The organism is Rathayibacter sp. AY2B9 (assembly GCF_002931595.1).
Lineage (GTDB): Bacteria > Actinomycetota > Actinomycetes > Actinomycetales > Microbacteriaceae > Rathayibacter.
On sequence record NZ_PSUB01000001.1, the window covers coordinates 305762 to 331292 of the forward strand.

Here is a 25531-nt window from a genome sequence, read left to right on the forward strand (position 1 = left end):
GACCCGGGGCCGCGCCGGAGTAGCGTTTCCCCCATGCGTTTCTCCGGCGGAACACCCTCAGGCGACCTCACCTACTCGGACGTCTTCCTCGTCCCCGGCCGCTCGTCGGTGACGAGCCGCCTCGACGTCTCGCTCGCCCCGGGCGACGGCACCGGGGCGACGATCCCCGTCGTCTCCTCCAACATGAACTCGGTCACCGGTCAGCGCCTCGCAGCGACGCTCGCGCGCCGGGGCGGGCTCGGCGTCCTCCCGCAGGACATGCCCCTGCAGGCGCTGGACGCCGCGATCCGCTGGGTGAAGCGCCAGCCGGTCGCTTTCTCCGGCGCCCTCACCGCCTCGCCGGCGACGACCGTGGAGGAGGCGCTGCGCATCCTGCCGGCCGTCGCCGGCCACGGCTTCGTGGTGCAGGAGGAGGGCGGCGCGATCCTCGGCTGCGTCCCGGCTGCGCGCCTGGCGACCGCGCTGCCGGACGCGCGTCTGGGCGACCTGGTGCACTCCGCCACGCCCTCGATCGACGCCGACGACGTGCCCACCGCGCGGGCCGCCTTCGACCTCATGGTGGCCGCCGACCTCGACTTCGCCCCGGTGCTGCACCACGGCGCCCTGGTCGGCACGCTGTCGCGCACCGGCGCCCTCCGCTCCACCGTCTACGACCCGGCGCTCGACGCGGACGGGCGTCTGCGCGTCGCGGCGGCGATCGGCATCAACGGCGACGTCGAGGCGAAGGCGCGCGCGCTCGTCTCCGCGGGCGTCGACGTCCTCGTCCTCGACACCGCGCACGGCCACCAGGAGGGGATGCTCCGGGCGCTCCGGACGGTCTCCGCGCTCGATCTCGGAGTGCCGATCGCGGCGGGCAACGTCGTCACGGCCGACGCGGTGCACGACCTCGTCGACGCGGGAGCGGACATCCTCAAGGTCGGCGTCGGCCCCGGCGCGATGTGCACCACCCGGATGATGACCGCGGTCGGCCGCCCGCAGTTCTCGGCCGTCCTCGAGACGGCCGAGCGCGCGCACGAGCTGGGCGCTCACGTCTGGGCGGACGGCGGGGTGCGCTACCCGCGCGACGTCGCCCTCGCGCTGGCCGCGGGCGCCGCCTCCGTGATGATCGGCTCGTGGTTCGCCGGCACGATCGAGGCGCCGGGGGAGCTGCGCAGCGACGCGGTCGGCCGGGTCTACAAGGAGAGCTGGGGCATGGCCTCGGCCAAGGCGGTGCAGGAGCGCTTCGACCGCCTCGACGCCTACGAGCTCGCCCGCAAGCGCCTCTTCGCCGAGGGCATCTCCTCCTCCACCATCTACCTCGACCCGTTGCGGCCCTCGGTCGAGGACCTGCTCGACATGATCACCTCGGGGGTCCGCTCGTCCTTCACCTACGCCGGCGCCCGGAGCGTGGCCGACTTCCACGAGCGGGCGCACGTGGGCCTGCAGTCGGCCGCGGGCTACGAGGAGGGCAAGGCGCTGCCGGTCAGCTGGTGAGCGGGCGCCGCGTGCTAGAACCGAGCCCATGACCATCGTCGACAACGCCGTGTACGTCGACGGCCGCCGCATCCGGAACCCCGACTCGCTCGAGGACACCTTCGAGCTGATGCGCGACGAGCACGGCATGGCCTGGATCGGCCTCTACCGCCCGACGCGCGAGGAGGTCGAGGCGGTCGCCGAGGAGTTCGGGCTGCACCCGCTCGCCGTCGAGGACGCGCTCAGCGGGCACCAGCGGGCCAAGCTCGAGCGCTACGACGACGGGCTCTTCGTCGTGCTGCGGCCGGCGCGCTACGCGGACGCCGCCGAGACGGTCGTCTTCGGCGAGCTGCACGTCTTCGTCGGCCCCGACTTCGTGGTCACCATCCGGCACGCCGACTCCCCGGACCTCGCCCGCGTGCGGCGCCGCCTGGAGGAGGATCCGGCCCTCCTCGCCCGCGGGCCCGAAGCGGTGCTCTACGCGATCCTCGACCAGGTCGTCGACGAGTACGCGCCGGTGGTGTTCGGCGTCCAGGGCGACGTGGACGAGATCGAGGACCAGCTCTTCGGCGACGACTCGGACGACGGGCTCTCGGAGCGCATCTACCGGCTCTCGCGCGAGGTCATCCACTTCCAGCGCTCGGTGCAGCCGCTGACCGCCCTGCTGCACGAGCTGCTGCAGGAGTCGACGCCCGTGGAGGGGGAGCCCTCGCCCTCGCCGGAGCGGATCGAGCTGCGCCGGTCACTCCGCGACGTGCTCGACCACACCATCCGCGTGACGGAGGCGGTCGACTCCCTGCGCGCGATCCTCGACAAGGCGCTCACGGTGCACTCGACGCTCGTCTCGCGCCGGCAGACCGAGACCGGGCTCGCCCAGAACGACGTGGTCCGCAAGATCTCCTCGTGGGCGGCGATCCTCTTCGCCCCGACGCTCGTGGCCGGCATCTATGGGATGAACTTCGACGACATGCCGGAGCTGCACTGGCGGCTCGGCTACCCCTGGGCGCTGGGCCTGATGGTGCTGTTCGGCTTCGCGCTCTACGCGGTGTTCAAGCGGAAGAAGTGGCTCTGAGCCGCCGCGTCGGAGCACGCCCGGCGGCGCTCCGCGGCGGGTAGACTCGGCGCCACAATGGACGACCCTCCCTCTGCGCATCCGGCCTGTTCCGCTCACTGCCGTGCTCCTCGGACTCCCGCTCGACGCTCCGGTGCCGCCGCTCCGCCGGCCCGCACCATCCGGCCCTCCTCGCACCTCCCTCTCGTGACCGGGGGCGACCACCGTGGGAACTGAGTGGCTCCTCCTCGGCGTCGGCCTGCTGCTGACCCTGGGCACCGGCGTCTTCGTCGCCAGCGAGTTCGCGCTGGTGAACCTCGACCGGGCCGACCTCGAGTCCCGTCGCGACCGCGGCGAGACGCGCCTGGGCATGACCATCGCGGCCCTGCGCGTCACCTCCACGCACCTCTCGAGCGCGCAGCTGGGCATCACTCTCACGACGCTGCTCACCGGCTACACGATGGAGCCCGCCCTCTCGACGCTGCTCCAGGAGCCGTTCAGCGGACTCGGCATCCCGGAGGAGGCGCTCGCGCCGGTCATGACGGTGGTCGCCATCGTCATCGCGACCCTGCTGTCGATGATCCTCGGCGAGCTGGTCCCCAAGAACTTCGCCCTCGCTCTGCCGCGGGCGACCGCGAAGCTCGTCGTGCCGCTGCAGACCGCGTTCACGACGGTGTTCCGCCCGGCCGTCGCCCTGCTGAACGGCAGCGCGAACGCCCTGCTGCGCCTGGTCGGCATCGAGCCGAAGGAGGAGCTCTCGGGCGCCCGCAGCGCCGAGGAGCTCTCGAGCCTCGTGCGCCACTCCGCCAGCGCCGGACTGCTCGAGGAGGACACGGCCGACCTGCTCGGGCGCACCCTCCGCTTCTCCGCCCTCACCGCGGGCGACGTGATGACGCCGCGCCTGCGCCTGTCGACGGTCGAGCGCGCGAGCACCGCGCAGGACGTGCTCGACCTCGCCCGCACCACCGGGTTCTCGCGCTTCCCGATCACGGACGACGACATCGACGACATCGTCGGAGTCGTGCACGTCAAGCAGGCCGTCGCCGTGCCCCGCGGCAAGAGGTCCGACGTGCCGGTCACGGCGCTGCGCTCCGAGCCGCTCCGCGTCCCCGAGACCATGAAGCTCGACGTGCTGCTCACGGAGCTGCGCGGACGCGGCTTCCAGCTCGCGGTCGTCGTCGACGAGTACGGCGGGACGGCGGGCGTCGCCACGCTCGAGGACCTGGTCGAGGAGCTGGTCGGCGAGGTCGCCGACGAGCACGACCGCTCCCGGGCCGACGTGGTCAAGCTCCCCGGCTCCACCACCTTCCCCGGCATGCTCCGCCCCGACGAGGTCCTCGACCGCGCCGGCGTGCACATCCCCGAGGAGGGGCCCTACGAGACGGTCGCCGGATTCGTGATGAGCGAGCTCGGCCGCCTCCCCGCCGTCGGCGACCGGGTCGTCGTCGAGGGCGGCTCGCTGCGCGTCGAGCGCCTGGACGGCCGCCGCATCGACCGCCTCCGCTTCACGCCCGACCCCGACGCGGATCCCGACGGGATCCCCGACCCGCTCGCCGACGTCGCCCGCGGACACCGCGGACGGAAGGAGTCCGACGATGAGTGACTGGGCCGGAATCGCCTGGCTCGTGGTGCTCCTCGCCGCGAACGCCTTCTTCGTCGGAGCGGAGTTCGCGGTCATCTCCGCGCGCCGCTCCCAGATCGAGCCCCTCGCGGAGAGCGGACGCCGCAGCGCGATCACCGCGCTCGCCGCGATGGAGCACGCCACACTGATGCTCGCGACCACGCAGCTGGGCATCACCGTCTGCTCGCTGCTGATCCTCAACGTGAGCGAGCCGGCGATCCACCACCTGCTCGAGGTGCCGCTGCACGCCGTCGGCATCCCCGACGAGCTCTCCGGCACCGTCGCCTTCGTCATCACGCTGCTGATCGTGTCGTTCCTGCACGTGGTGCTCGGCGAGATGGTCCCCAAGAACATCTCGTTCTCGATGCCCGACCGCGCCGTGCTCCTCCTGGCGCCGCCGCTCGTCGCCATCGCCCGGGTCCTCCGCCCGATCATCGTCGCCCTCAACGCGGTCTCGAACGGAGTGCTCCGCCTCTTCAAGGTGGAGCCCAAGGACGAGGCGAACAGCACCTTCACGCTCGAGGAGGTGCAGACGATCGTCGACCAGTCCACCCGCGAGGGCACGCTCCGCGACTCGACCGGGACCCTCCTCGCCGCGTTCGAGTTCACCGAGAAGAAGGTCCACGACGTCGCCCTGCCCCTCGTCGGGATCGTCAGCCTCCCCAGCGGAGCGACCCCCGCCGACGTCGAGCGCGCCGTCGCCAAGCACGGCTTCTCGCGCTACGTGATCCTCGGCGAGGACGGCACCCCCGAGGGCTACATCCACCTCAAGGACGTCCTCGACCTCGACGGCGACACGGAGGGCGCCAAGTTCCGCCTCCCCGTCCCCGCCAAGCGCATCCGCCAGCTCGCCTCGATCTTCGAGGCCACCGACCTCGAGGACGCCCTCGCGATCATGCGGCGCACCGGCGCCCACCTCGCTCGCGCGTTCGACGAGCAGGGCCGCGCCACCGGAGTGCTGTTCCTCGAGGACATCATCGAGGAGCTCGTCGGCGAAGTCGACGACGCCACCCGCCGCTAGGCGCGGGCCGCGGAGGGGCCGTCTGCGGCGTTGTTGTCGGGCGCGGTACCGCCGGTACCGCTTCCTCCTCCGCCCAGCGACTGCCCCCTCCAGCACCCGCGCCCCCCTGGAGAAAGGGGAGAGGGGTGCGGCTGCGCCGGCACCAGTGCGCTGCGCCGGCACCGGGCGGATCCGTCGCAGGGCGACGTAGGGTGGCGGGATGGGTGAGCGGGTCGGGACGGCGGAGGCGGCGCGGAGCATCAGGGTGCCGCGGGAGGACGACGACAAGTACACGCGCGGGGTGCTGGGGATCGCGACCGGGTCGGAGCGGTACCCGGGAGCGGCGGTGCTCGGCGTCGAGGCGGCGGTGCGGACGGGAGTCGGCATGGTCCGCTATCTCGGACCGGAGCGGCCCGCGGGACTGGTGCTCGCCCGGCGGCCGGAGGTCGTGACCGCGGTGGGGCGCGTGCAGGCCTGGCTCGTCGGCTCCGGCACCAGCGCCGAGGACCGCAGCGACGAGGAGCGGCGCACCCTGATCGAGCAGCTGCACTCGGGAGTCCCGGTGGTGCTCGACGCGGGCGCGCTCGACCTGATCGACGAGGCCGCAGGCCCGGTCGTCATCACGCCGCACTACCGCGAGCTCGCCGGAGTGCTCGGCCGAGCGGGTCTGGACGCGGACGCCGCGACGATCGCCGAGGCCCCGGGGGAGTGGGCGCGCCGGGCGGCGGACCGCCTCGGAGTCTGCGTGCTCCTCAAGGGCGGCACCACCCACGTCGTCGCGGGCGGCGTCGAGCTCGAGGTCTCCGGATCCACGCCCTGGCTGGCGACCGCGGGCAGCGGCGACGTCCTCGGCGGCGTGCTCGGCGCACTCCTCGCCGGTCGGGCCGCGGACGCCGAGGCGGCCGGGGAGACTCTGACCGCGGAGGACCTCGCCCCCGTGGCAGCCGCGGCCGCCGTCCTGCACGCGGAGGCCGGACGGAGCGCCTCCGCCGGCGGCCCGATCGCCGCGCTCGACATCGCGGAGCACCTGGCCGGAGTGGTCGCCGCACTCCTGCGCTGACACGCCCGTCGGACGAGCGCTGAACCGAACCGGGACCGCCGCCGTTGTCCTGGAGGAAGCGACGCCCGCGGCCCAGCTCACCCGCTCCGCACCGCCGCCTCATCGGGTGCTCGAAGCGAGCACCTCTACCGTCGGATCCGCCGCGTCCGCCTTGACCAGGAGAACAGACATGACCGCGAAGACCACGACTCCCGCCCGCTACGCCCTGACCCTCCTCGCCGGCGCCGGCACCCTCGCCGCGCTCGCCGCCTGCTCCAGCACCACCACGACCGGGAGCGACGCCGCCGACGCGGCGACCACCACCGCTCCGAGCACCGCCACCAGCTCCGCCCCCGAGGCCACCGGCGCCGCGTCCTCAGCCGCGAGCGGCAGCAGCTACGCCGACGGCACCTACGAGGCCGAGGGCGCCTACACCTCGCCCGGAGGGAACGAGAAGGTGGGCGTCTCGCTGACCCTCGCCGACGGCGTCGTCACCGACGTGACCGTGACCCCGGAGTCGGAGAACCCCACCGGCCAGCAGTACCAGTCGCGCTTCGCGGGCGGCATCGCGGGCGAGGTCGTCGGCAAGCAGCTCGACGAGCTGAAGGTCTCCAAGGTGTCGGGGTCCTCCCTCACCTCCGGCGGCTTCAACGACGCCGTCGAGACCATCAAGGCCGATGCCACGGCCTGACGCCCCGACGGTCCTCGGCCACGCGTGGCGGTTCGACGCGATCGGCACCGGCTGGCAGATCGACACCGCCGAGCCGCTCGGGCCGTCCCACCGCTCGCGGGTCGAGGCGCGCATCGCGGCGTACGACCGCACTTGGTCGCGGTTCCGTGACGACTCCGCCGTCTCGCAGCTGCGGGCCGGAGGCGAGCACGTCTTCCCCGACGAGGCGGTCGACCTCTTCGCACTGTACGACGTGCTCGACGAGCTGACCGGCGGGGCGGTCACCCCCTTCGTCGGCGGCTCTCTCGAGCAGCTCGGCTACGACTCCGCGTACACCCTCGTCCCGCGCGGACCCGCCGTCCCGGCTCCCTCCTGGGCCGCCGCCCGTCGCGGGGCGGCGGGACTGCGGGTCGAGCCCGGGACCGTCGTCGACGTCGGCGCCGCGGGCAAGGGCCAGCTCGTCGACCTCGTCCTCGAGGAGCTCGACGGAGCCGGGCCCGCGGTCGTCGACGCGAGCGGCGACCTCCGGGGCATCGGAGCCGGACCCGTCCGGGTCGGCCTCGAGCACCCGTGGGACCCGAGCAGCGCACTGGGAGTGGCGGTGCCCGGCGACCGCGCGCTCTGCGGCTCGGCGAGCAACCGCCGCGCCTGGGGCAGCGGCCTCCACCACGTCCTCGACGGGCGGACCGGAGCTCCGGTCGAGAGCATCGTCGCCACCTGGGCGGTGGCCGACACGGCCCTCGTCGCCGACGGGCTCGCGACCGCGCTGTTCGTCTGCCCGCCCGAGGCCCTCGCCGAGCGCTTCGACTTCGAGTTCGTCCGCGTCCGCAGCGACGGCACCCTCCACTACTCGCCTTCCTTCCCCGGAGAGGTCTTCCGATGATCGGCACCTTCGACCGCGCCCTCGGCCGCGTCACCACCTACCGGCTGGTCTGGATGACGCTCGCCGCGCTCCTGCTCGTCGCCGTCGGCTACGCCGCAGCCGGCCTGATCTTCTCGACGCCGCTCGAGATCCTCGGCACGACGCTGGTCGCCGTCGCCTCGACGGCCCTGGTCAGCGCGGTCCTCGCGAGGCTGTTCCGCAGCCGCGCGCACCTGGAGTCCTCGCTCGTCACCGGTCTGCTGATCGCCTGCCTGCTCTTCCCGACGGCCGATCCCCGCGGGCTCGCCGTGATCGCGCTCGTCGGCGCGATCGCCGCCGCGTCCAAGTACGTCCTCGCCTGGCGGGGCCGCCACCTCTTCAACCCGGCCGCGGTCGCCGTGCTGATCATCGGCTTCACAGGGCTCAACGCCGGAGCCTGGTGGATCGCCAGTGGCGCGATCTGGCCGTTCGTCGTCGTGGGTTCCCTCCTGATCGTCGCGCGGGTCCGCCGCTGGGCCGTCTTCGCCGTCTTCGTCGTCGTCGCCGGCGGGGTGTCCGTGCAGCAGGCGGTGCAGAACGGCCAGGACCTCGGCGCCGCGGCGGCCCTGGTCCTCACGGCCTACCCCTTCGTCTTCGCCGGCGCCTTCATGCTGACGGAGCCGCTCACGCTCGCGCCGCGCCGCTCGCAGCAGCTGATCATCGCGGTCGTCGCAGCGCTCGTGGCGAGCGTTCCCTTCCACATCGGCGTCGTCTCCGCCACTCCGGAGCTGGGCCTCGTGGTCGGCAACGCCCTCGCGTTCGCCTTGGCGTTCCGCCAGCGTCGGCGGCACACGCTCGAGCTCGCCTCGACCCGCGTGCTGGTGCCGGGCATCGCGGAGTACCGCTTCCGCTCCCGCTCGCCGCTGGCCTTCGAGCCGGGCCAGTGGCTCGAGCTCGACCTGCCGCACCGCGCCGACAGCCGGGGCAGCCGGCGCACCTTCTCGGTCTCCTCCGCTCCGTCCGACGGCGAGATCGCGATCGCCCTGCGGATGCCGGAGAAGGCGAGCAGCTTCAAGCGCGCCCTCGCCGCGCTGGAGCCCGGCGACTCGCTCCGGGCGACGAGCGTCGGCGGTGACTTCGTCCTGCCGGCCGATCCCACCGTGCCGCTGCTGCTGGTGGCGGGCGGCATCGGGATCACCCCGTTCGCCAGTCAGCTCCGCTCGCTCGCGGACGGTCCGCGGCGCGACGTCGTCGTCGTGGTCGCCGCGCCGAGCCTCGCCGAGGTCGCGTACCGCGACCTGCTGCAGGAGTCGGGGGCCCGGGTCGTGCTCTGCTCGAAGGAGGCGCCGACCGACCTGCCCGCACGGTGGTCGCACGTCACAGGCCGACTGACCGCCGAGCTGCTCGCGGACGCGGTGCCGGACGCCGGCCGCCGCGTGGGCTACGTCTCCGGGTCGCCGTCGTTCGTCGACTCGGTCCGCGGCGCCCTGCGCGGTGCCGGGGCGAAGCGGATCCGCACCGACGCGTTCGCCGGCTACTGAGTTCGTCGGGTCGCGACGCCCGCGGGCTGGTGACGCCTGCGGGCTCCGGACGCCTGCGGGCTGCTGACGACCGCGAGCTGCTGACACCCGCGGCCTGCTGACACCCGCGGCCTGCTGACGCCCGCCGTCTGCTGACGCCCGGCGGCGACCGACGCCGCCGGGGGGACCGATGCCCGGCGGGAGCGGCGCTCTCAGGCGGGCTCAGGTGCTGCCAGGGTCCCGTTCAGCGGCCCCTCTACAATGACGCGGTGCCGTCCTCCCCTCCTCGAGCGTCCTCCCGCCCCCTCGCCCGGCTGCGCGAGAACCGCGACTCCGTCGCCGTGCTCTGGGGCGCCTTCGCGCTGGTGCACGTGGTGCTCTCCCTCCTGGCGCTGTTCGCTCCGGGTCTGCCGATGGGCGACGTCAGCATCGTCTACAAGGAGTGGATGAGGACCGCCGTCGAGGGCGGCGGCATCGCCGGGATCGACACGGGCTGGGTCTACCCGATCCTCGCCTGGGGCCCGATCGCCGCCTCCTGGCTCTTCGGCTCGGCGGGCTACGACCTGATGTGGCTCGTCCTCGTCGCGCTCGCCGACGCCGCCGCCTTCGCCCTGCTGCTGCGCGGCCGGTCGGCACCGCGCCTCGCCGCGGCGCGCTGGTGGCTGCTGTTCCTCGTCCTCCTCGGGCCGATCGCGATCGGCCGCATCGACGCCTTCACCGCGCCGCCGGCCATCGCCGGGATGCTCTGGGCTGCGACCCGTCCGGGCGTCGCGGCGCTGCTGATGACCGTGGCCACCTGGATCAAGGTGTGGCCGGCCGCGATCCTCGCCGCTGCCGTGCTGGTCCTGCGCGGACGGCTGCGGATGGTCCTCGTCCCCGCGGTCGCCTCCGTGATCATCGTGCTCGCGGTCGTCCTCGTCGGTGGCGGGGACCAGGTCTTCAGCTTCGTCACCGATCAAACCGATCGGGGCCTCCAGATCGAGGCCGTCGTGAGCACTCCCTGGATGTGGCTGTCGGTCCTCCCGGGATCGGGGAGCTACGTCTACTACGCCGCCGACATCAACACCTTCGAGATGCACGGGCCCGGCACCGAGTTCGCGGCGAGCCTGATGACCCCGCTGCTCGCTCTGGCCATGCTCGGCGTGGCCCTGCTGGGTGCCCGTGCTCTCGCCCGCCGGGCGGACCCCGCGAGGCTGTTTCCGCTGCTCGCGCTGACCTTCGTGGTCGTGTTCATCGACACCAACAAGGTGCTCTCGCCGCAGTACATCGTCTGGCTCGCGCCGCCGGTGATCGCCGGGCTGATCGCGTGCCGCGACGGCGCGTTCGACCGGCCCGCGAAGCTGACCCTCGTCACTGCGGCTCTGACCCAGGTGGTCTACCCGTACCTCTACCTCTTCCTCCTCTGGTCGCACTGGTGGATGGTGCTCGTGCTGACCGTGCGGAACATCCTCCTCGTGGTGCTGCTCGGCTGGCTGCTGCGCGAGCTGTGGAGGATGGGGACGGCGCGGGTCGTCGCACCCGGCGCCACGACTTCCGCGTCGTCGCTGACCGGCGAGACCCGCCTGGCGCCCCAGGGCTCGTAGGCTCGGAGGGCGCGGGGCCGGCACGCGGTGCGCGCAGTCAAGGAGGCTCCCATGCTCGTCGCATTCTCGGTCGCACCGTCCGGGGGCGAGGCGCCCGACGCGTCCGTCCACGACGCCGTCGCCGCCGCCGTCCGCATCGTCCGCGAGAGCGGCCTGCCGTCGCGGACGACCTCGATGTTCACCGAGATCGAGGGGGAGTGGGACGAGGTCTTCGACGTCGTCAAGCGCGCGACGGAGGCCGTCGGAGCGTTCGGGACGCGCGTGTCGCTCGTCCTGAAGGCGGACATCCGACCCGGCTACTCAGGCGAGATCGACGGCAAGATCGCTCGGCTGAACGACGCGCTGGGGGAGTAGCGGGTCCCCGCCGCGTCCTCTCGTGTCCAGGCTTTCTCGAATCGATTCGACATCCGCCCGATCCTGAGTAGCCTTGAGCGGTGACGCTCTCGCCCGCTCGGACCCGCCTCGCCCTGCTCGCCCTCGCGATGGGGGGCTTCGGCATCGGCTCGACCGAGTTCGTCGCGATGGGGCTCCTCCCGCAGCTCGCCGCCGACCTCCTCCCCGGGGTCTGGGCCGTGAGCCAGGAGCAGGCCGTCTCGCAGGCCGGGATGCTGATCTCGGCCTACGCACTCGGCGTCGTGGTCGGCGCCCCCACCATCGCCGCCGCAGCGGCGCGCTGGCCGCGCAAGAGGCTCCTCCTGACCCTCCTCGTCGCCTTCACCGTCGGGACGATCGGCTCGGCGCTGCTCCCGAGCTTCCCGCTCGTCCTCGCCGCGCGCTTCGTCGCCGCGCTCCCGCACGGCGCCTACTTCGGCATCGCCTCCCTGGTCGCCGCCGACCTGATGGGTCCCGGCAAGCGCGGCAAGGGAGTCGCGTTCGTCCTCTCCGGGCTCACGATCGCGAACGTCGTCGGCGTGCCCGCGATCACCTGGGTCGGGCAGGTGGCCGGCTGGCGCACCGCCTACCTCGTGGTCGCGGTGCTCTTCGCGCTGACCGTCGTGGCCGTCCAGCTTCTGGTGCCCGCGCAGCCCGGGAATCCGGCGGCGACCGTCCGCAACGAGCTGCGGGCGTTCGGGCGCCTGCAGGTCTGGATGACCCTGCTCGTCGGCGCCATCGGCTTCGGCGGACTCTTCGCGATGTACAGCTACATCTCGCCGCTCGCGACCGAGGTGACGGGCCTGCCGCTCGGCGCGGTCCCGTGGATCCTGGTCGTCATCGGCCTCGGGATGACCGTCGGCAACCTCGTCGGCGGCTGGGCCGCCGACCGCGACGTGCGGCGGGCGCTGGTGGTGTTCTTCGCCGGCGTCGGCGTCTCGCTGATCGGACTCGCGCTGTCGGCCTCGTCGGTCGTCGGCCTGGTGGTGTTCGCGTTCCTCTCGGCGGGCTTCTCGGCGGCCGCGTCGCCCGCGATCCAGACCCGGCTGATGGACGTGGCGCGCGACAGCCAGACGATCGCGGCAGCGCTCAACCACTCCGCGCTCAACATCGGCAACTCGGTGGGTGCCGCGCTCGGCGGCCTGACGATCGCCGCCGGACTGGGCTACCTGTCGCCCATCTGGGTCGGCGTGGGCCTGACCGCGGCCGGAATCGTGCTCGCTCTCGGCAGCATCGCGATCGACCGCGCCCGAGGCACGGTCTACCCGGTCCACCGCGAGCCCGCCCAGCCGGGCACCGGCGGCATCCCGGTCGACGCACTGTAAGCAGAGCGCCGCCCGGGCCTCTGGAAGACTCTCGGCATGCGCGCCGTGAGCTACTCGTCCTTCTCCGCCCTCCCCGCGATCGTCGAGGTCCCGGAGCCCGTCTGCCCCGTCGACGGCGTCGTCGTCCGCGTCGCGGCGACCGGGGTGTGCCGGAGCGACTGGCACGCGTGGAAGGGGCACGACGACTCGGTCGTCCTGCCGCAGATCCCCGGGCACGAGTTCGCCGGGACGGTGATCGCGACGGGAGCCCGGGTGTCGCTCTTCGCGGTCGGTGACCGGGTCACGGCGCCGTTCGTGTTCGCCTGCGGCGACTGCGAGCAGTGCCGGGAGGGGGCGACGCAGGTGTGCCTCCGGCAGCAGCAGCCGGGATTCACCCTCGACGGGTCGTTCGCCGAGGCGGTGGCCGTGACGGGTGCGGACCTGAACCTGGTGCGCCTGCCCGACTCCGTCGGCTTCGTCGAGGCGGCCGGTCTCGGCTGCCGCTTCGGGACCGCGTACCACGCCCTGCACGAGCGCGGCCGGGTCGCCCCGGGGGAGTGGGTCGCGGTGCTGGGCTGCGGCGGAGTCGGCCTCTCCGCGGTGATCGTCGCGCTCGCGGCCGGGGCCCGCGTGGTGGCGTCGGACGTCTCCGCCCCGGCGCGGGAGGCCGCGGCCGCGCTCGGGGCGGTGACCGTCCCCGGAGGCGAGGGTGCCGCCGAGGCGATCCGGGCGGCGACCGGAGGAGGGGCGCATCTGGCGGTCGACGCCGTCGGCAGCAGGGTCACCGCGGAGGCGTCGATCGCCGCCCTGCGTCCGCGCGGCCGGCACGTGCAGGTGGGTCTGCTCCTCGGGCCCGACGCCGCACCGGCGATCCCGCTCGGCCGGGTCATCGCCCAGGAGCTGGAGCTGCTGGGCAGCCACGGCATCGCCCGGAGCGGCTACACGGCCCTCCTCGACGACATCGTCGCCGGCCGTCTGCGCCCCGCCGACTCCGTCGGCCGCACCATCGCCTTCGAGGACCTGCCCGGCGCCCTCGCCGCGATGGACGCCCCCGCCGCGACGCCCGGCATGACTGTCGCCGTCCTGGCCCCCTGACGCGGTCCCGCAGGAGCGCTCGCAGTCCCGGTCCGGTGGGTCTCGATGCCCCGCGTCCCGCGGCATCTCGACCAGCATCGACCCGTTGTCCGTGCCTGGCGGGTCTCGATACGCCGCGTCCCGCGGCGACTCGACCGGCACGACTCGGGCACGCCCGCCCGGCTCGACTGCAGGAGCAGGTGGCCGCCGCTCGACGAGGTGGAGTCCGCCGACAGCGATCCGCGTGCCAGCGGATCGATGCCTGGCGACGCACCTCGCTCCGCGGAACGCACCACGTCGTGAAGCCGACCGCGCCGCGGCGGGCGGGGACCGCCGCGCCTTCGTGGAGCCCGCCGACAGCGATCCGCGTGTCAGCGGATCGATGCCGGGCGACGCGCCCCGCTCTGCGGATCGCACTACGTCGTGAAGCCGACCGCGCCGCGGCGGGCGGGGACCGCCGCGCCCTCGTGGAGCCCGCCGACAGCGATCCGCGTGTCAGCGGATCGATGCCGGGCGACGCGCCCCGCTCTGCGGATCGCACTACGTCGTGAAGCCGACCGCGCCGCGGCGGGCGGGGACCGCCGCGCCCTCGTGGAGTCCGCCGACAGCGATCCGCGTGCCAGTGGATCGATGCCGGGCGACGCACCCCGCTCCGCGGAACGCACCACGTCGTGAAGCCGACCGCGCCGTGGCGGTCAGGGACCGCCACGGAAGAGGACTCAGTCCGTCTCGATGAGGATCCCGTCGTGGATGGCGCGCTTGCGGAGCGCCACCTTCGTGCCGACGTCGATGCCGACGACGCGGTACTTCTCGCGGATCCGCTTGAGGTACGACTTCGCGGTCTCCTCCGAGATGCCCAGCTCGAACGCGACCGACTTGACCGGCTCGCCGCCGCCGTAGAGGGCCATCACGCGGCGCTCCTGCGCGCTGAGCTTCGGCGCTCCGTCGGAGTCGCCGGTGGAGAGCGCCATGTCGAGCTCGTGCGAGATGTAGGAGTGGCCGTCCTTGGCCGCGCGGATCGCCTCGACGATCATGTCCGCGTCCTCGGTCTTCACGAGGTAGCCGAGGGCTCCGGAGGCGAGTGCCTCGCGGACCACGGCGGGCTCGGAGTAGGTGCTCATCAGCACGGTCTTCACCCCGGTGGTCTTGAGGGTCGAGAGCTTCACCGAGATCGGGATGTTGTCCTTGAGGTCGAGGTCGAGGAGCACGACGTCGACGGGGAACTCGGGGTGCGTGAGCAGCTCGGGCCAGGAGGCGACCGCGGCCACCAGCTGGATGTCGGAGGCGGCTCCGCGGATCCACTCCGTGAGCGCTCCGAGGAGCATCTTGTGGTCGTCCACGACCGCGAGAGTGATCTTCGCGTCAGCGGTGGGTGTCATCGGTGTCCTTCGGTCGGCGGTCGTCGGCGGTCTCTCGGCGGCTGCTCACCGGTCGGCGGGATTCTCGACCAGGCAGTCGATCTCGATCCGGAGCTCCCCGTCGCGCGAGGTGTCGCGGAAGACGCCGACCTGAGCGATAGCCTCCCACGTCGCAGGATCGACGCCGCGCAAGGGCGCGCCTGAGGAGCGGAGCGTGATCGGCACGAGCAGTCCTCGGGCGGCCGTCCCGGCTCCGGGATCGCGGGGGCTGCCCGACTCGACGTGGAGGACCACGGCGAGCCCGGTCGCGCTGTCGGCGATCAGCCAGATCGCCGAGAGGAGCCCGTCGCGCTGCTGGTGCCCGAGGAGCCCGGCGGTGCCGTCCGGGTCGTCGAGCTCGACGAGCGGCGCGAGCAGCTCGGACTCGAGCACGGCGTGGTGCAGCCAGGTCTCGCGCCGCCCCTCGATGAGGTGGAGGCGGAGCTGGGTGGCGAGCGAGGTCGCGTGCGCGGCGCGCTGGGCGTCGAGGGGCAGGCGGACCGAGCCGTCGCCCACCTCGGCGAGGAGGCGCTCGGCGGCGAGGTCGAGCCGTGCGAGCTCTTCCGAGGCGAGCATCCCGACCGCGTAGCGCGGGCCGAGCGTGGTGCTCTGCACGAGGGCGCGGTCGATCTCGAGCTGGACCATCCGGCGGAATCCGCGCATCATCACGACCACGACGACGGCCGGCGCGATCGTCACCACGAGGGCGCTGATGCGCACCGAGAGCGCGCCTGCGCCGCCCGACTCCATCGAGAGGAACGCGATCACCTCGGCGATCGCGACGAGGGCGCTCACCGCGAGGATCTCGATCCCGCGCCGGTGGACGATCAGCGCGGCGTGCGCGACGGCGCCCGCGACCGCGGCGGTGGGGACGGTGCGGGCCGCGCCGGAGTCGGTCACGGCCACCAGGTCGAGCACGACGGCGGCTCCGAGGGCGACGAGGAAGCAGAGGTAGACCGGGAGCGGCAGGCGGCGTCCGCCGAGGTGGATCGCGAGGACGGTGGACCCGAAGGCCAGGACGACGAGGACCCAGGCGATCGCCGCGGGTGCGAGGTCGCTGTAGCGGGCGGAGGTCGAGAGGAAGATCAGCAGCTCGTAGGCGAGGATCGCGGCGGCGATGCCGTTGAGGCCGCTGCCGAGGTAGTTGGTGCCGAGCCCCTCCTGCTGGCGGCGGACCGAGCGGGCGGACCGGGAGGAGCGGCCGTGCGTCGCGGGCACGCGTCCCAGCAGCGGGGCCCGCGACTCCGGCGCGGGGCTCACTTGGGGACCTCCAGCACCACGGTCGTCCCCGATCCGGGGGCGCTGAACAGTCTGGTGCGGCCGCCGACGTCGCCGAGCCGGGCGATCACCGACTCCTTGAAGCCGAGCTTCGTGTCGGGGACGGTCGCGATGTCGAAGCCCGCGCCCGCGTCCGTGACCATCGCGCGGACGGTCGTCTCGTCCTCGGTGATCGTCACGTCGGCCGAGGCGACGCCGGAGTGGCGGCGCACGTTCTCGAGGCACTCCGCCAGGGCGAGCACGAAGGAGTCGAGGGCCGCGCCGGTGAGCGCCACCTGGCCGGAGCCGTGCCAGATCACGTCGAGCCCCATCCGGCCGAAGCGGTTGCGGACGGTCTCGAGGGTGTTGGCCGCGGGGGCGGAGGTGACGCTGGTCAGCTGGTAGGAGCCGGACGCGCTCGGGGTGGGGGTCCCGCCGAGCCGGAGCTGGCGCAGGAGCTGCGCGTCCTGCGCCGCCTGCTGCCGGAGCGCGTCGACCGACACTCCGCGGCCCGAGTGCGCGAGGAGCGTGAGGGTGGCCAGCACCGTGTCGTGCAGGAGCCGCGCGCCCTGCCGGCGCTGCGCCTCCGTCTCGCTGGCGAGGCGCTCCACGCGGTGGGCGTTGCCGATGCTGTCGATCCGCCGCACCACCCGCGGGACCGCTGTGCCGATCCAGAGGGCGAAGCCGCAGAGCGTGCCCCAGGGCAGCAGGCTCTGGACGACCACGGTGGGGATCATGGTGCCGCTCGAGACGAGCACCGACGGGATCAGGCTCGGGAGGAGCACCGGCAGCAGCAGGAGCAGGCGGCGCGCGGACGTCGTCACGACCACGGCGATGCTCGCGGTCACGGCGTTCGCGGTGTTGACCAGGACGAACCCGGCGAAGTCGGCGCCCGGAGCGAGCCCCAGGGCGAGGCCCCAGCCCAGCAGCAGGCCGCCGACGGCGACCGCGATCACGCGGCTGCGGCGCCCCGTCCGGGCGAGCTCGACGTGGGCGGCCATCATGCCCAGGAGCAGCGCGACGGCGAACGGCACGGCGGCGGGCTGGAGCGTTCCGGGGATGAGGGCCATACCGAGCGCCCCCGCCTCCGTGAGCAGGCCGATCCCGCAGGCGGAGTGGCGCAGCAGCCGATCGCGCTCGCGGGCGCTGCGGATCATCGGCACGCTCTGGCCCCCTCCGGTCGTGGCGCGGGGCTGGCCCCCGTCTCACGATAGCCACTGGCCGGGCCGGTCGGCGCGGTTCGGGGCGTCGAACCGCGCCGGAGTCGGGCGGGTCAGGCCGTCGCGGGATGCGCCAGCAGCCGGGCGAGGTGCGCGCCGACCGCGTCGTCCTCGATGAGGAACCCGTCGTGGCCGAACGTCGAGGTGATCACCGCGACCTCTCCGCCGTCGAGGGCGCCGGGAGCGTGCGCCGCGATGATCCGCTGGCCCTCGACCGGGAAGAGCCGGTCGCTGTCGATGCCGAGGACGAGGGTCGGGCTGGTGATCCGGGAGAGGGCGGCCGCCTCGCCGCCGCGGCCGCGGCCGACGTCGTGCGAGTTCATCGCCTCGACCAGCGTGATGTAGCTGTTCGCGTCGAAGCGGCGGGTGAACTTGTTGCCGTGGAAGTCGAGGTACGACTCCACGGCGAAGCGGCCGCCGCCGCCGAGCGGGCTGAGCCCCGACTGCCAGCTGCGCTCGAAGCGGTCGTTGAGCTCGGAGGGGCTGCGGTAGTTGAGCAGTGCCATCCGGCGGGCGAGCGCGAGGCCGTGGTACGGGCCCTGGCCGTCGCCCGCGTCGTAGTAGGAGCCGCCCGCGAAGGCCGCGTCGTTGCGGATCGCCTCGAGCTGCACGAAGTTGAGGGCGATCTGGTCGGCCGTGGCCCGCGGGGGAGCGGCCAGGACCGCGAGGCGCGCGACCCGCTCCGCGTGGTCGATCCCCCACTCCAGCGCCTGCATCCCGCCCATCGAGCCGCCGATGACGGTGTGCCAGCGCTCGACGCCGAGCAGGTCGCTGAACTGCACCTGCGCCCGTACCTGGTCGCGGATGCTCGTGTACGGGAACCGTGCGCCCCACTCGTGGCCGTCGGGGGCGAGGGACGCGGGCCCGGTGGAGCCCTGGCAGCCGCCGAGCATGTTCGGGGCGACCACGAAGAAGCGGTCGGTGTCGATCACGAGGCCGGGGCCGACGAGTCCCGACCACCAGCCGTCCGTCGCGTGGCCGGGATCGCCGCGGCCGAGCAGGTGGGAGTCGCCGGTCAGCGCGTGCAGGACGAGGACGGCGTTGTCGCGGCGCTCGTTCAGCGCGCCCCAGCTCTCGTAGGCGATGCGGGCGTGGGGGAGGCGGCCGCCCGCCTCGAAGTCGAACGGGCCGAGGTCGACGAAGCGGCGTCCGCCCGGGTGGTCGCCGTCGCGCCAGGCTCCGGTGGCGGGCGGCTTGCCGATGACCGAGAGGAGCTGGCGCTCGGTGACGAAGGCCGACGGGACCGTGTCCTCGAGTGTCTGCTGCCAGTCCATAGCGCTGTCCATCGTGTCAGAGCGCCGCGGGGCGGAGCCGTTTGTTACGTCCTGCTCCCGCGCTCGTCCGCCCGCGCGCGGAGCGCCCCGACGCGATCCCCGAGGACGGGGACCCCGTCAGGGCGCCGAGGGGCCTCAGGCGTTCGCGCGGGAGGCCTCGACGACGGCGCGCGCGGCGCGGAGGGCCTGGTCGAGGTCGGCGCGGAGGTCGTCGACGTTCTCGAGTCCCACCGACAGGCGCACCAGGCCCGGAGTGACACCGGCGGTCAGCTGCTGCTCGGGCGAGAGCTGCGAGTGCGTGGTCGACGCGGGGTGGATGACGAGCGAGCGGACGTCGCCGATGTTGGCCAGGTGCGAGAACAGCTCCAGCGAGTCGACGAAGGCCCGGCCGGCGTCCACTCCGCCCTTGAGCTCGAACGAGAGCACCGCGCCCACGCCCTTCGGCGCGTAGCGGTTGGCCGCGGCGTACCAGGGCGAGGTGGGCAGGCCCGAGTAGTTCACCGAGGCGATGTCGGAGTGGTTCTCGAGGTACTCCGCGATCTCCTGCGCGTTCTGCACGTGGCGCTCGATCCGGAGCGAGAGAGTCTCGATGCCCTGGATGAGCTGCCAGGCGCTCGCCGGGGCGATCGAGGCGCCGAGGTCGCGCAGCAGCTGCACGCGGGCCTTGATGATGTAGGCGAGGGAGTCGCCGACCGCGGCGGTGTAGACGGCGCCGTGGTACGACTCGTCCGGCGTGGTGAGGCCGGGGAAGCGCTCGGCGTTCGCGGTCCACGAGAAGCGGCCGCCGTCGACGATCGCTCCGCCGATGACCGTGCCGTGGCCGCCGAGGAACTTCGTCGCCGAGTGCACGATGATGTCCGCGCCGTGCTCGAAGGGGCGGATCAGGTAGGGCGTCGCGATGGTGTTGTCGACGATCAGGGGCACGCCGGCGTCGTGCGCGACATCGGCCACGGTGCGGATGTCGAGGATGTTGATCTTGGGGTTGCCGACGGTCTCGGCGAAGAACAGCTTCGTGTTCGGGCGGACGGCGCGGCGCCACTCCTCGCGGTCGTCCTGGTTCTCGACGAAGGTCGTCTCGATGCCGAGCTTGGCGAGGGTGTACTTGAAGAGGTTGTAGGTGCCGCCGTAGATCGAGGACGACGAGACGATGTGGTCGCCGGCCTGGGCGATGTTCAGCACGGCCGCGGTCTCGGCGGCCTGGCCCGAGGCGAGCAGCAGGGCGCCGGAGCCGCCCTCGAGGGCGGTGAGCCGCTCCTCCACGACCGCCTGGGTCGGGTTCTGGATGCGGGTGTAGATGTTCCCGAACTCGGCCAGCGCGAACAGGTTCTGGGCGTGCTCCGCGTTGTCGAAGACGTAGGAGGTGGTCTGGTAGATCGGCGTCGCGCGGGCCTTGGTCACCGGGTCCGGCGCGGCGCCCGAGTGGATCTGCTTGGTCTCGAACTGCCACTGGTCGGAGTCGGTCATGGTGCTTCCCATCGGATCGTCGGGGTCGGGGACGGGGCCGTTCTCCGTCGCGACGAGCGTACGCGGGGGCCCGCCGGGCGGCCAGGACCGCCGACACACGGGGTAACGGCCGTCAGCGCCGCTCGGGCTGCCGGTCGCGCTTGGCGCCCGTGGGGTCTGCGCGGTCCGGGCGCGGAGGCCTCTCGTCGGCCGCCGGGGCGAAGAGCCAGGCCGCGCGGGGCTCGACCAGCCGGTGGAAGACGGTGCGGGTCCAGCCCAGTGAGAGCGCGACCGAGACCGCGATGCAGAACACGATCATCAGCACGAGGGCGAGCGTGCTCTCCGTCTGCGAGAGGATCCCGGACTCCCGCAGCGGATAGAGGACGAAGCTGTGGAGGAGGTAGACGTACATCGTCGACTGCCCCCAGGCGGTAAACGGGGTGCGGCGGCGCGGAACCAGCGCGAAGAGCGCGAGCGAGAGCACGACCGCTCCGGCCATCAGGGCCAGCCGCACCAGCCCGGCCCACCACTGGGTCTCGCCGAGGGCGTCGTAGGGGCGGTCGTAGAAGAACCAGTAGCGCAGGTCCGCCGCTCGGAACGCCTCGATGTTGACGGTCATGACGACCGCTGTGACCGCGAAGAGGACGACGGCGAGGATCCGGGCGAGGAGGACCCGCGACGGCGGCTGATCGAGCCAGCGGTCGACGGCGGAGCGGCCGCCGGGGGCGAAGCCGCGCAGGCGCCAGCCGAACACGAAGAACGGCAGGATCCCGATCGCGCGTGCGAGCGAGAAGGTCGAGTCGATGTTGTCGTAGTAGCTGACCCCGACCGCGAGCACCACGCTGATCAGCAGCGGCCAGCGCAGCAGCGCCAGGTAGGGGAGGACGAGGCGGAAGATGCCCAGCGCGAGCAGGAACCACAGCGTCCAGCTCGGCTTCGTCGGGTTGAACTCCTGCTTCCCCTCGACCAGGAACTGCACCAGGGTCCAGATCGTCTCCATGATCAGGTAGGGCAGGAGGATGTCGGTCAGCACCCGCCGCATCGCGCGCCCGCTCGGGGCGCCGCTCTTGGAGAAGTAGCCCGAGATGATCGCGAACGCCGGCATGTGGAAGGCGTAGATCGTCAGGTAGACGATGAGCGAGGTGTCGGAGTTGGCCGTCAGCCGCTGGACGCCGTGCCCGATCACGACGAGGGTCACGCAGACGAAGCGCGCGTTGTCCCAGAGGGGAACGCGGCGCTTCGGGGTGACGGCTGTCCCGGCGGTCGCGGGAACCGGGTCGGCGGGCGGCACGCGGCCAGACTAGCGTTGGGCTGCGACGACGGAGTCGAGGGTGTCCGAGGCTTGACGGAAGGGGACGGGCGTGGATCGACGCGTTGTCGTGACAGGAGCGAGTTCAGGGATCGGGGCGGCCACGGTCCGCCTGTTCCGCGAGCACGGCTGGGAGGTCGTCGCCGTCGCGCGCCGGCGCGACCGGCTGGAGGCGCTCGCCGCCGAGACCGGCGCCGGGTACTTCGCCGCCGACCTCACCGACGCCGCCCAGGTCGACGCTCTGCGCGACCACCTCGCCTCCTCCGGGCCCGTGCACGCGCTCGTGAACAACGCGGGCGGTGCGCTCGGACTCGACTCGGTCGAGAAGTCCGACCCCGAGGACTGGCGCCGCATGTTCGAGATCAACGTGCTCTCGGTGAAGCTCGTGACCAGCGCGCTGCTCCCGCTGCTGCGGGCCGGGATCCGGGGGAGCGGCACCTCCGCGGACATCGTGACCGTCACCTCGATCGCCGGCCACGTCGCATACGAGGGCGGAGGCGGGTACAACGCCGCCAAGCACGCCGCGCACGCGCTGGTCGCCGTGCTGCGGCTCGAGCTGGCCGGCGAGCCGATCCGCGTGATCGAGATCGCGCCGGGGATGGTGCACACGGACGAGTTCTCGCTGGTCCGCTTCGGCGGCGACCGGGAGCGCGCCGACGCGGTCTACGCCGAGGTCCCCGACCCGCTCGTCGCGGAGGACGTCGCCGCTGCGATCGTCTCCTCGGTGGAGCTCCCCGCCCACGTCAACCTCGACCTGGTGACCATCAAGCCGGTCGCGCAGGCGGCCCCGCACAAGGTCGCGAAGGGACCCCTGGCCCCGCGCGCCTGACCGATGTGACGCGGAGGCCCGCGACGGCCTAGCCTGTCCCTCATGGTTTCCGACGCCGACGACTCCGCCGCCCTCCTCGCCGCCACGGAGAAGGAGGTGCTCGGCTGGCTCGAGTTCGGCGACGCCGCTCGGCACCTGGCCGACGACGTGGTCGCGTCGGGCTACCGGCCGGAGCTGGTCGTCGCCATCGCGCGCGGCGGTCTGCTCCTCGCGGGCGCCGTGGCCTACGCGCTCGGCATCAAGAGCTGCGGCGCGCTGAACGTCGAGTTCTACACCGGCGTCGAGGCGCGCCTGGCGGAGCCCGTGGTGCTGCCGCCGCTGCTCGACGAGGCGTCCGTGCGCGGCAAGCGCATCCTCCTGGTCGACGACGTCTCCGACTCCGGCCACACCCTCGCCCTCTCGGTGAAGCTCATCCGCGCGATGGGTGCCGAGGTGCGCACCGTGACCCTCTACACGAAGCCGCGCACGGTGCTCGAGCCCGATTTCTTCTGGCGCCGCACCCCGCGCTGGATCGTCTTCCCCTGGTCGGCTCTGCCCCCGGTGGACGGAGCCCTCGCCGAGGACGACGAGTGAGCGTCCACCTGATCGGCGGCGGAGGCGGCGTCGAGCACGACCAGCAGCTGTACGGGGCGTTCCTCGCGGAGGCGCGCGCCCACGCGGTCGACGCCGGCCGGATCGAGGGCCCGCGCATCGCGATCGTCGTCGTCCACGACGGGCTGGGCCCCGAGGCCTACGCCGGCTACGCGGCACTGCTCGCGACGGTCGGCCCGCTCGACGCGTTCGCCGTGATGAAGCCGGAGGGCGGCCGGATCGATCCCGCGGTCTTCGACGACGTCGACGGGATCTTCGTCGGCGGAGGCCTGACCCCGGCCTACCGCGACGCGCTCGAGGCCTGCTTCCCGCGGCTGCGCGATCTCGTCTCCTCCGGGGTGCCGTACGCCGGCTACTCGGCGGGAGCCGCCGTCGCGGCCGATCGCGCCCTCGTCGGCGGCCACCGGATCGGCGGCGTCGCCGTCGTCCCGGAGGGTGCGGCGGAGGAGCTCGACGAGGTCACGGTGCTCGAGGGCATCGGCCTCATCGACGTGACGGTCGACGTGCATGCGGCGCAGTGGGGGACCCTCGGCCGCCTGGTCGCGGCCGTCGAGGCGGGCCTGGTCGACGGCGGCGTCGCGCTCGACGAGTCCACCGTGCTGATCGTCGGGACCGGCGCGCTCCGCGTCGGCGGCGCCGGCTCGGTGTGGCGCGTGAGCGGCAGCGACGCCGGAGTCGTCGTCGCGACGCTCGCGGCGGGCTGACCGGGTGGACCTCGCGGAGCTCGCGGCCTCGGGACTGATCGACAGGGGCTGGGCGGAGGCGCTCGCCCCCGTCGCCGGGGACATCGCCGCGATGGGCGACTTCCTCCGCGGCGAGGTCGCGGCCGGCCGGCCCTACCTCCCCGCGGGCCGCGACGTGCTCCGCGCCTTCGCCGCACCGCTCGCGGACGTGCGCGTCCTCATCGTCGGACAGGACCCGTACCCGACGCCCGGGCACCCGATCGGGCTGTCCTTCGCGGTCGAGCGCCACGTGCGCCCGCTGCCGAGGAGCCTGCAGAACATCCACCGCGAGCTCCGGGACGACCTCGGCGTCGAGCCGCCCGAGCACGGCGACCTCAGCGGCTGGACCTCGAGCGGCGTGATGCTGCTCAACCGGGTCCTCACCGTCGCCCCCGGCTCTCCCGCCTCGCACCGCGGGAAGGGCTGGGAGGCGGTCGCCGAGCACGCGATCCGCACGCTGGCCGCCCGGGAATCGCCTCTCGTCGCGATCCTCTGGGGCCGCGACGCCGCGTCGCTCCGCCCGATGCTGGGGGAGGCCGGAGTGATCGAGAGCGCGCACCCCAGCCCGCTGTCGGCCTCGCGCGGCTTCTTCGGCTCCCGGCCGTTCAGCCGCGCCAACGCCCTCCTGGAGGAGCGCGGCGCGGAGCCGGTCGACTGGAGCGCTCTCGCGTGACCGGGCGCTCGCCCGCGGGGCGGCTACGCTGGCCCGGATCGATGGGCGGAGCCGAAGGGGAGCCGGATGCTTGAGGAAGAGTACGAGAGCCGGCGCGTCCTGCCGCCGCACCTGCGGAAGGCGCCGCCTCCCGAGCCCGGCTTCTCGTTCGAGATCCGCGACGCCCGCGACGCCGACCTCCCGGACATCCGCGAGATCTACAACCACTACGTGCGCAACACGGTGGTGACCTTCGACGAGGACGACTCGACGCTGAAGGAGTGGCGCACGAAGTTCTCCCGCAACCAGAAGCTCGGGCTGCCCTTCATCGTGGCGGTCTCGCCGTCGGGCCAGATCCTCGGCTACGCGATGGTGTCGCCGTGGTCCTCCAAGCGGGCGTACCGCTTCACCGTGGAGAACTCGATCTACCTGCGGGCGGCCTCCACCGGCAAGGGCCTCGGCCGGGCGCTGATGGCCGAGCTCCTCGAGCGCGCGAAGGCCGTGGGGATCCGTCAGATCATGGCCGTCATCGCCGACAAGGGCGCGGAGGCGTCGCTGGCGATGCACGCGCAGTTCGGATTCGTCGAGGTCGGCCGGATGGGCCGCGTCGGCTTCAAGTTCGAGCGCTGGCTCAGCACCGTCCTGCTGCAGAAGACCCTCAAGTAGGGCCGACCCGCCCCTGCGAATGCGCCTCATCGACAGGTGGCGGGGAGCGCGCCGTCCCTACACTGGACGGCATGGAATGGCTCGTCCCGCTCATCGTCGTCGTCGCGCTCGTCGTCATCCTCGGGGTCTACCTCTGGGCGACGTACAACTCGCTGGTCACCCTCAACGTCCGCGTGGACGAGGCGTGGAGCGACATCACCGTTCAGCTGAAGCGCCGCGCGGATCTGATCCCCAACGTGATCGACTCCGTGAAGGGCTACGCCTCGCACGAGCGCCAGGTCTTCGAGTCGGTGACGCAGGCTCGCGCCGAGACGCTCCAGGCCCAGGGCCCGGCGGAGGCGTCGGTCGCCGAGGACCACATGCAGAGCGCGCTGAAGTCGATCTTCGCGGTCGCGGAGGCGTACCCCCAGCTGCAGGCGAGCCAGAACTTCCTCCAGCTGCAGGGCGAGCTGGTCGACACCGAGGACAAGATCCAGTCGGCCCGGCGCTTCTACAACGGCGGCGTGCGCGAGATGAACACCAAGGTGAAGGTCTTCCCGAACACGCTCTTCTCGCGCCGGCTCGGCTTCTCGGAGCGCGAGTTCTTCGAGGTCGGCGATCTCGCCGCGATCTCGGAGCCCCCGCGCGTCCAGTTCTAGGCAGCC

At 73.1% G+C, this 25531-nt stretch carries 24 protein-coding genes; 18 read left to right on the top strand and 6 right to left on the bottom strand.

Features of this window, described 5'->3' with window-relative positions; translation table 11 throughout:
- Positions 1-33 precede the first annotated feature (33 nt).
- From C5C25_RS01495 to C5C25_RS01550, 12 genes are all read left to right on the top strand, one after another.
- Positions 34-1473, top strand: coding sequence for a GuaB1 family IMP dehydrogenase-related protein (locus tag C5C25_RS01495; protein ID WP_104249514.1), 1440 nt, complete (start codon positions 34-36; stop codon positions 1471-1473).
- A 28-nt stretch (positions 1474-1501) separates the two neighbouring features.
- Positions 1502-2524, top strand: a complete 1023-nt coding sequence (gene corA, locus C5C25_RS01500) for a magnesium/cobalt transporter CorA (protein WP_104224113.1) — start codon at positions 1502-1504, stop codon at positions 2522-2524.
- 205 nt (positions 2525-2729) lie between these two features.
- Positions 2730-4106, top strand: coding sequence for a hemolysin family protein (locus C5C25_RS01505; RefSeq protein ID WP_104249515.1), 1377 nt, complete (start codon positions 2730-2732; stop codon positions 4104-4106).
- Positions 4099-5145 (top strand): hemolysin family protein, encoded by a 1047-nt coding sequence (locus C5C25_RS01510; RefSeq protein WP_104249516.1) that lies wholly within the window; start codon positions 4099-4101, stop codon positions 5143-5145. The genes C5C25_RS01505 and C5C25_RS01510 overlap by 8 nt, the downstream gene beginning before the upstream one ends.
- Before the next feature lie 199 nt (positions 5146-5344).
- Positions 5345-6184 (top strand): ADP/ATP-dependent (S)-NAD(P)H-hydrate dehydratase, encoded by an 840-nt coding sequence (locus C5C25_RS01515; protein WP_104249517.1) that lies wholly within the window; start codon positions 5345-5347, stop codon positions 6182-6184.
- A gap of 169 nt (positions 6185-6353) precedes the next feature.
- A complete protein-coding gene (locus tag C5C25_RS01520; RefSeq protein WP_104224453.1) occupies positions 6354-6854 on the top strand; it encodes an FMN-binding protein in 501 nt (166 codons plus the stop codon).
- The gene (locus C5C25_RS01525; protein WP_104249518.1) at positions 6841-7716 is read left to right on the top strand and encodes an FAD:protein FMN transferase; all 876 of its coding nucleotides are present in this window, start codon (positions 6841-6843) and stop codon (positions 7714-7716) included. The genes C5C25_RS01520 and C5C25_RS01525 overlap by 14 nt, the downstream gene beginning before the upstream one ends.
- Entirely contained in the window at positions 7713-9215 is a 1503-nt protein-coding gene (locus tag C5C25_RS01530; protein ID WP_104249519.1) for an oxidoreductase, read from the top strand. The genes C5C25_RS01525 and C5C25_RS01530 overlap by 4 nt, the downstream gene beginning before the upstream one ends.
- Before the next feature lie 248 nt (positions 9216-9463).
- On the top strand, positions 9464-10777 hold the full coding sequence (locus C5C25_RS01535) for a glycosyltransferase 87 family protein (protein WP_104249520.1): 1314 nt from the start codon (positions 9464-9466) through the stop codon (positions 10775-10777).
- Positions 10778-10828: 51 nt separating this feature from the next.
- Positions 10829-11131 (top strand): thiamine-binding protein, encoded by a 303-nt coding sequence (locus tag C5C25_RS01540; protein ID WP_104224449.1) that lies wholly within the window; start codon positions 10829-10831, stop codon positions 11129-11131.
- A gap of 128 nt (positions 11132-11259) precedes the next feature.
- Complete coding sequence (locus C5C25_RS01545; protein WP_104249649.1) at positions 11260-12474, top strand: MFS transporter; 1215 nt, start codon at positions 11260-11262, stop codon at positions 12472-12474.
- 36 nt (positions 12475-12510) lie between these two features.
- Positions 12511-13548, top strand: coding sequence for an alcohol dehydrogenase catalytic domain-containing protein (locus tag C5C25_RS01550; protein WP_104249521.1), 1038 nt, complete (start codon positions 12511-12513; stop codon positions 13546-13548).
- A gap of 698 nt (positions 13549-14246) precedes the next feature.
- Here C5C25_RS01550 and C5C25_RS01555 read toward each other — a convergent pair.
- The 6 genes from C5C25_RS01555 to C5C25_RS01580 all read right to left on the bottom strand — a co-directional run bounded on the left by C5C25_RS01555 (position 14247) and on the right by C5C25_RS01580 (position 21409).
- Positions 14247-14906, bottom strand: a complete 660-nt coding sequence (locus C5C25_RS01555) for a response regulator (RefSeq protein ID WP_104224447.1) — start codon at positions 14904-14906, stop codon at positions 14247-14249.
- Between the two features lie 45 nt (positions 14907-14951).
- A complete protein-coding gene (locus C5C25_RS01560; protein WP_104255275.1) occupies positions 14952-16142 on the bottom strand; it encodes a hypothetical protein in 1191 nt (396 codons plus the stop codon).
- A gap of 38 nt (positions 16143-16180) precedes the next feature.
- The gene (locus tag C5C25_RS01565) at positions 16181-17338 is read right to left on the bottom strand and encodes a sensor histidine kinase (protein WP_104224445.1); all 1158 of its coding nucleotides are present in this window, start codon (positions 17336-17338) and stop codon (positions 16181-16183) included.
- Positions 17339-17454: 116 nt separating this feature from the next.
- Positions 17455-18675 carry a homoserine O-acetyltransferase gene (locus C5C25_RS01570; protein WP_104224444.1) on the bottom strand — a complete coding sequence of 407 codons (1221 nt, stop codon included), beginning with the start codon at positions 18673-18675 and terminating at the stop codon, positions 17455-17457.
- Positions 18676-18810: 135 nt separating this feature from the next.
- The gene (locus tag C5C25_RS01575; protein WP_104249523.1) at positions 18811-20139 is read right to left on the bottom strand and encodes a bifunctional o-acetylhomoserine/o-acetylserine sulfhydrylase; all 1329 of its coding nucleotides are present in this window, start codon (positions 20137-20139) and stop codon (positions 18811-18813) included.
- Between the two features lie 112 nt (positions 20140-20251).
- The gene (locus tag C5C25_RS01580) at positions 20252-21409 is read right to left on the bottom strand and encodes an acyltransferase family protein (RefSeq protein WP_104249524.1); all 1158 of its coding nucleotides are present in this window, start codon (positions 21407-21409) and stop codon (positions 20252-20254) included.
- Positions 21410-21479: 70 nt separating this feature from the next.
- Here C5C25_RS01580 and C5C25_RS01585 point away from each other — a divergent pair, with 70 nt between their 5' ends.
- The 6 genes from C5C25_RS01585 to C5C25_RS01610 all read left to right on the top strand — a co-directional run bounded on the left by C5C25_RS01585 (position 21480) and on the right by C5C25_RS01610 (position 25525).
- Positions 21480-22256 carry an SDR family NAD(P)-dependent oxidoreductase gene (locus C5C25_RS01585; RefSeq protein WP_258061205.1) on the top strand — a complete coding sequence of 259 codons (777 nt, stop codon included), beginning with the start codon at positions 21480-21482 and terminating at the stop codon, positions 22254-22256.
- A 42-nt stretch (positions 22257-22298) separates the two neighbouring features.
- Positions 22299-22829, top strand: coding sequence for a phosphoribosyltransferase (locus tag C5C25_RS01590; protein ID WP_104224441.1), 531 nt, complete (start codon positions 22299-22301; stop codon positions 22827-22829).
- Positions 22826-23551 (top strand): peptidase S51, encoded by a 726-nt coding sequence (locus C5C25_RS01595; protein ID WP_104224440.1) that lies wholly within the window; start codon positions 22826-22828, stop codon positions 23549-23551. Before C5C25_RS01590 ends, C5C25_RS01595 begins: the two co-directional genes overlap by 4 nt.
- Before the next feature lie 4 nt (positions 23552-23555).
- Complete coding sequence (locus tag C5C25_RS01600) at positions 23556-24242, top strand: uracil-DNA glycosylase (protein ID WP_104249525.1); 687 nt, start codon at positions 23556-23558, stop codon at positions 24240-24242.
- A gap of 66 nt (positions 24243-24308) precedes the next feature.
- Positions 24309-24887 (top strand): GNAT family N-acetyltransferase, encoded by a 579-nt coding sequence (locus tag C5C25_RS01605; protein ID WP_104224438.1) that lies wholly within the window; start codon positions 24309-24311, stop codon positions 24885-24887.
- 71 nt (positions 24888-24958) lie between these two features.
- Positions 24959-25525 carry a LemA family protein gene (locus C5C25_RS01610; protein WP_104225511.1) on the top strand — a complete coding sequence of 189 codons (567 nt, stop codon included), beginning with the start codon at positions 24959-24961 and terminating at the stop codon, positions 25523-25525.
- Positions 25526-25531 lie beyond the last annotated feature (6 nt).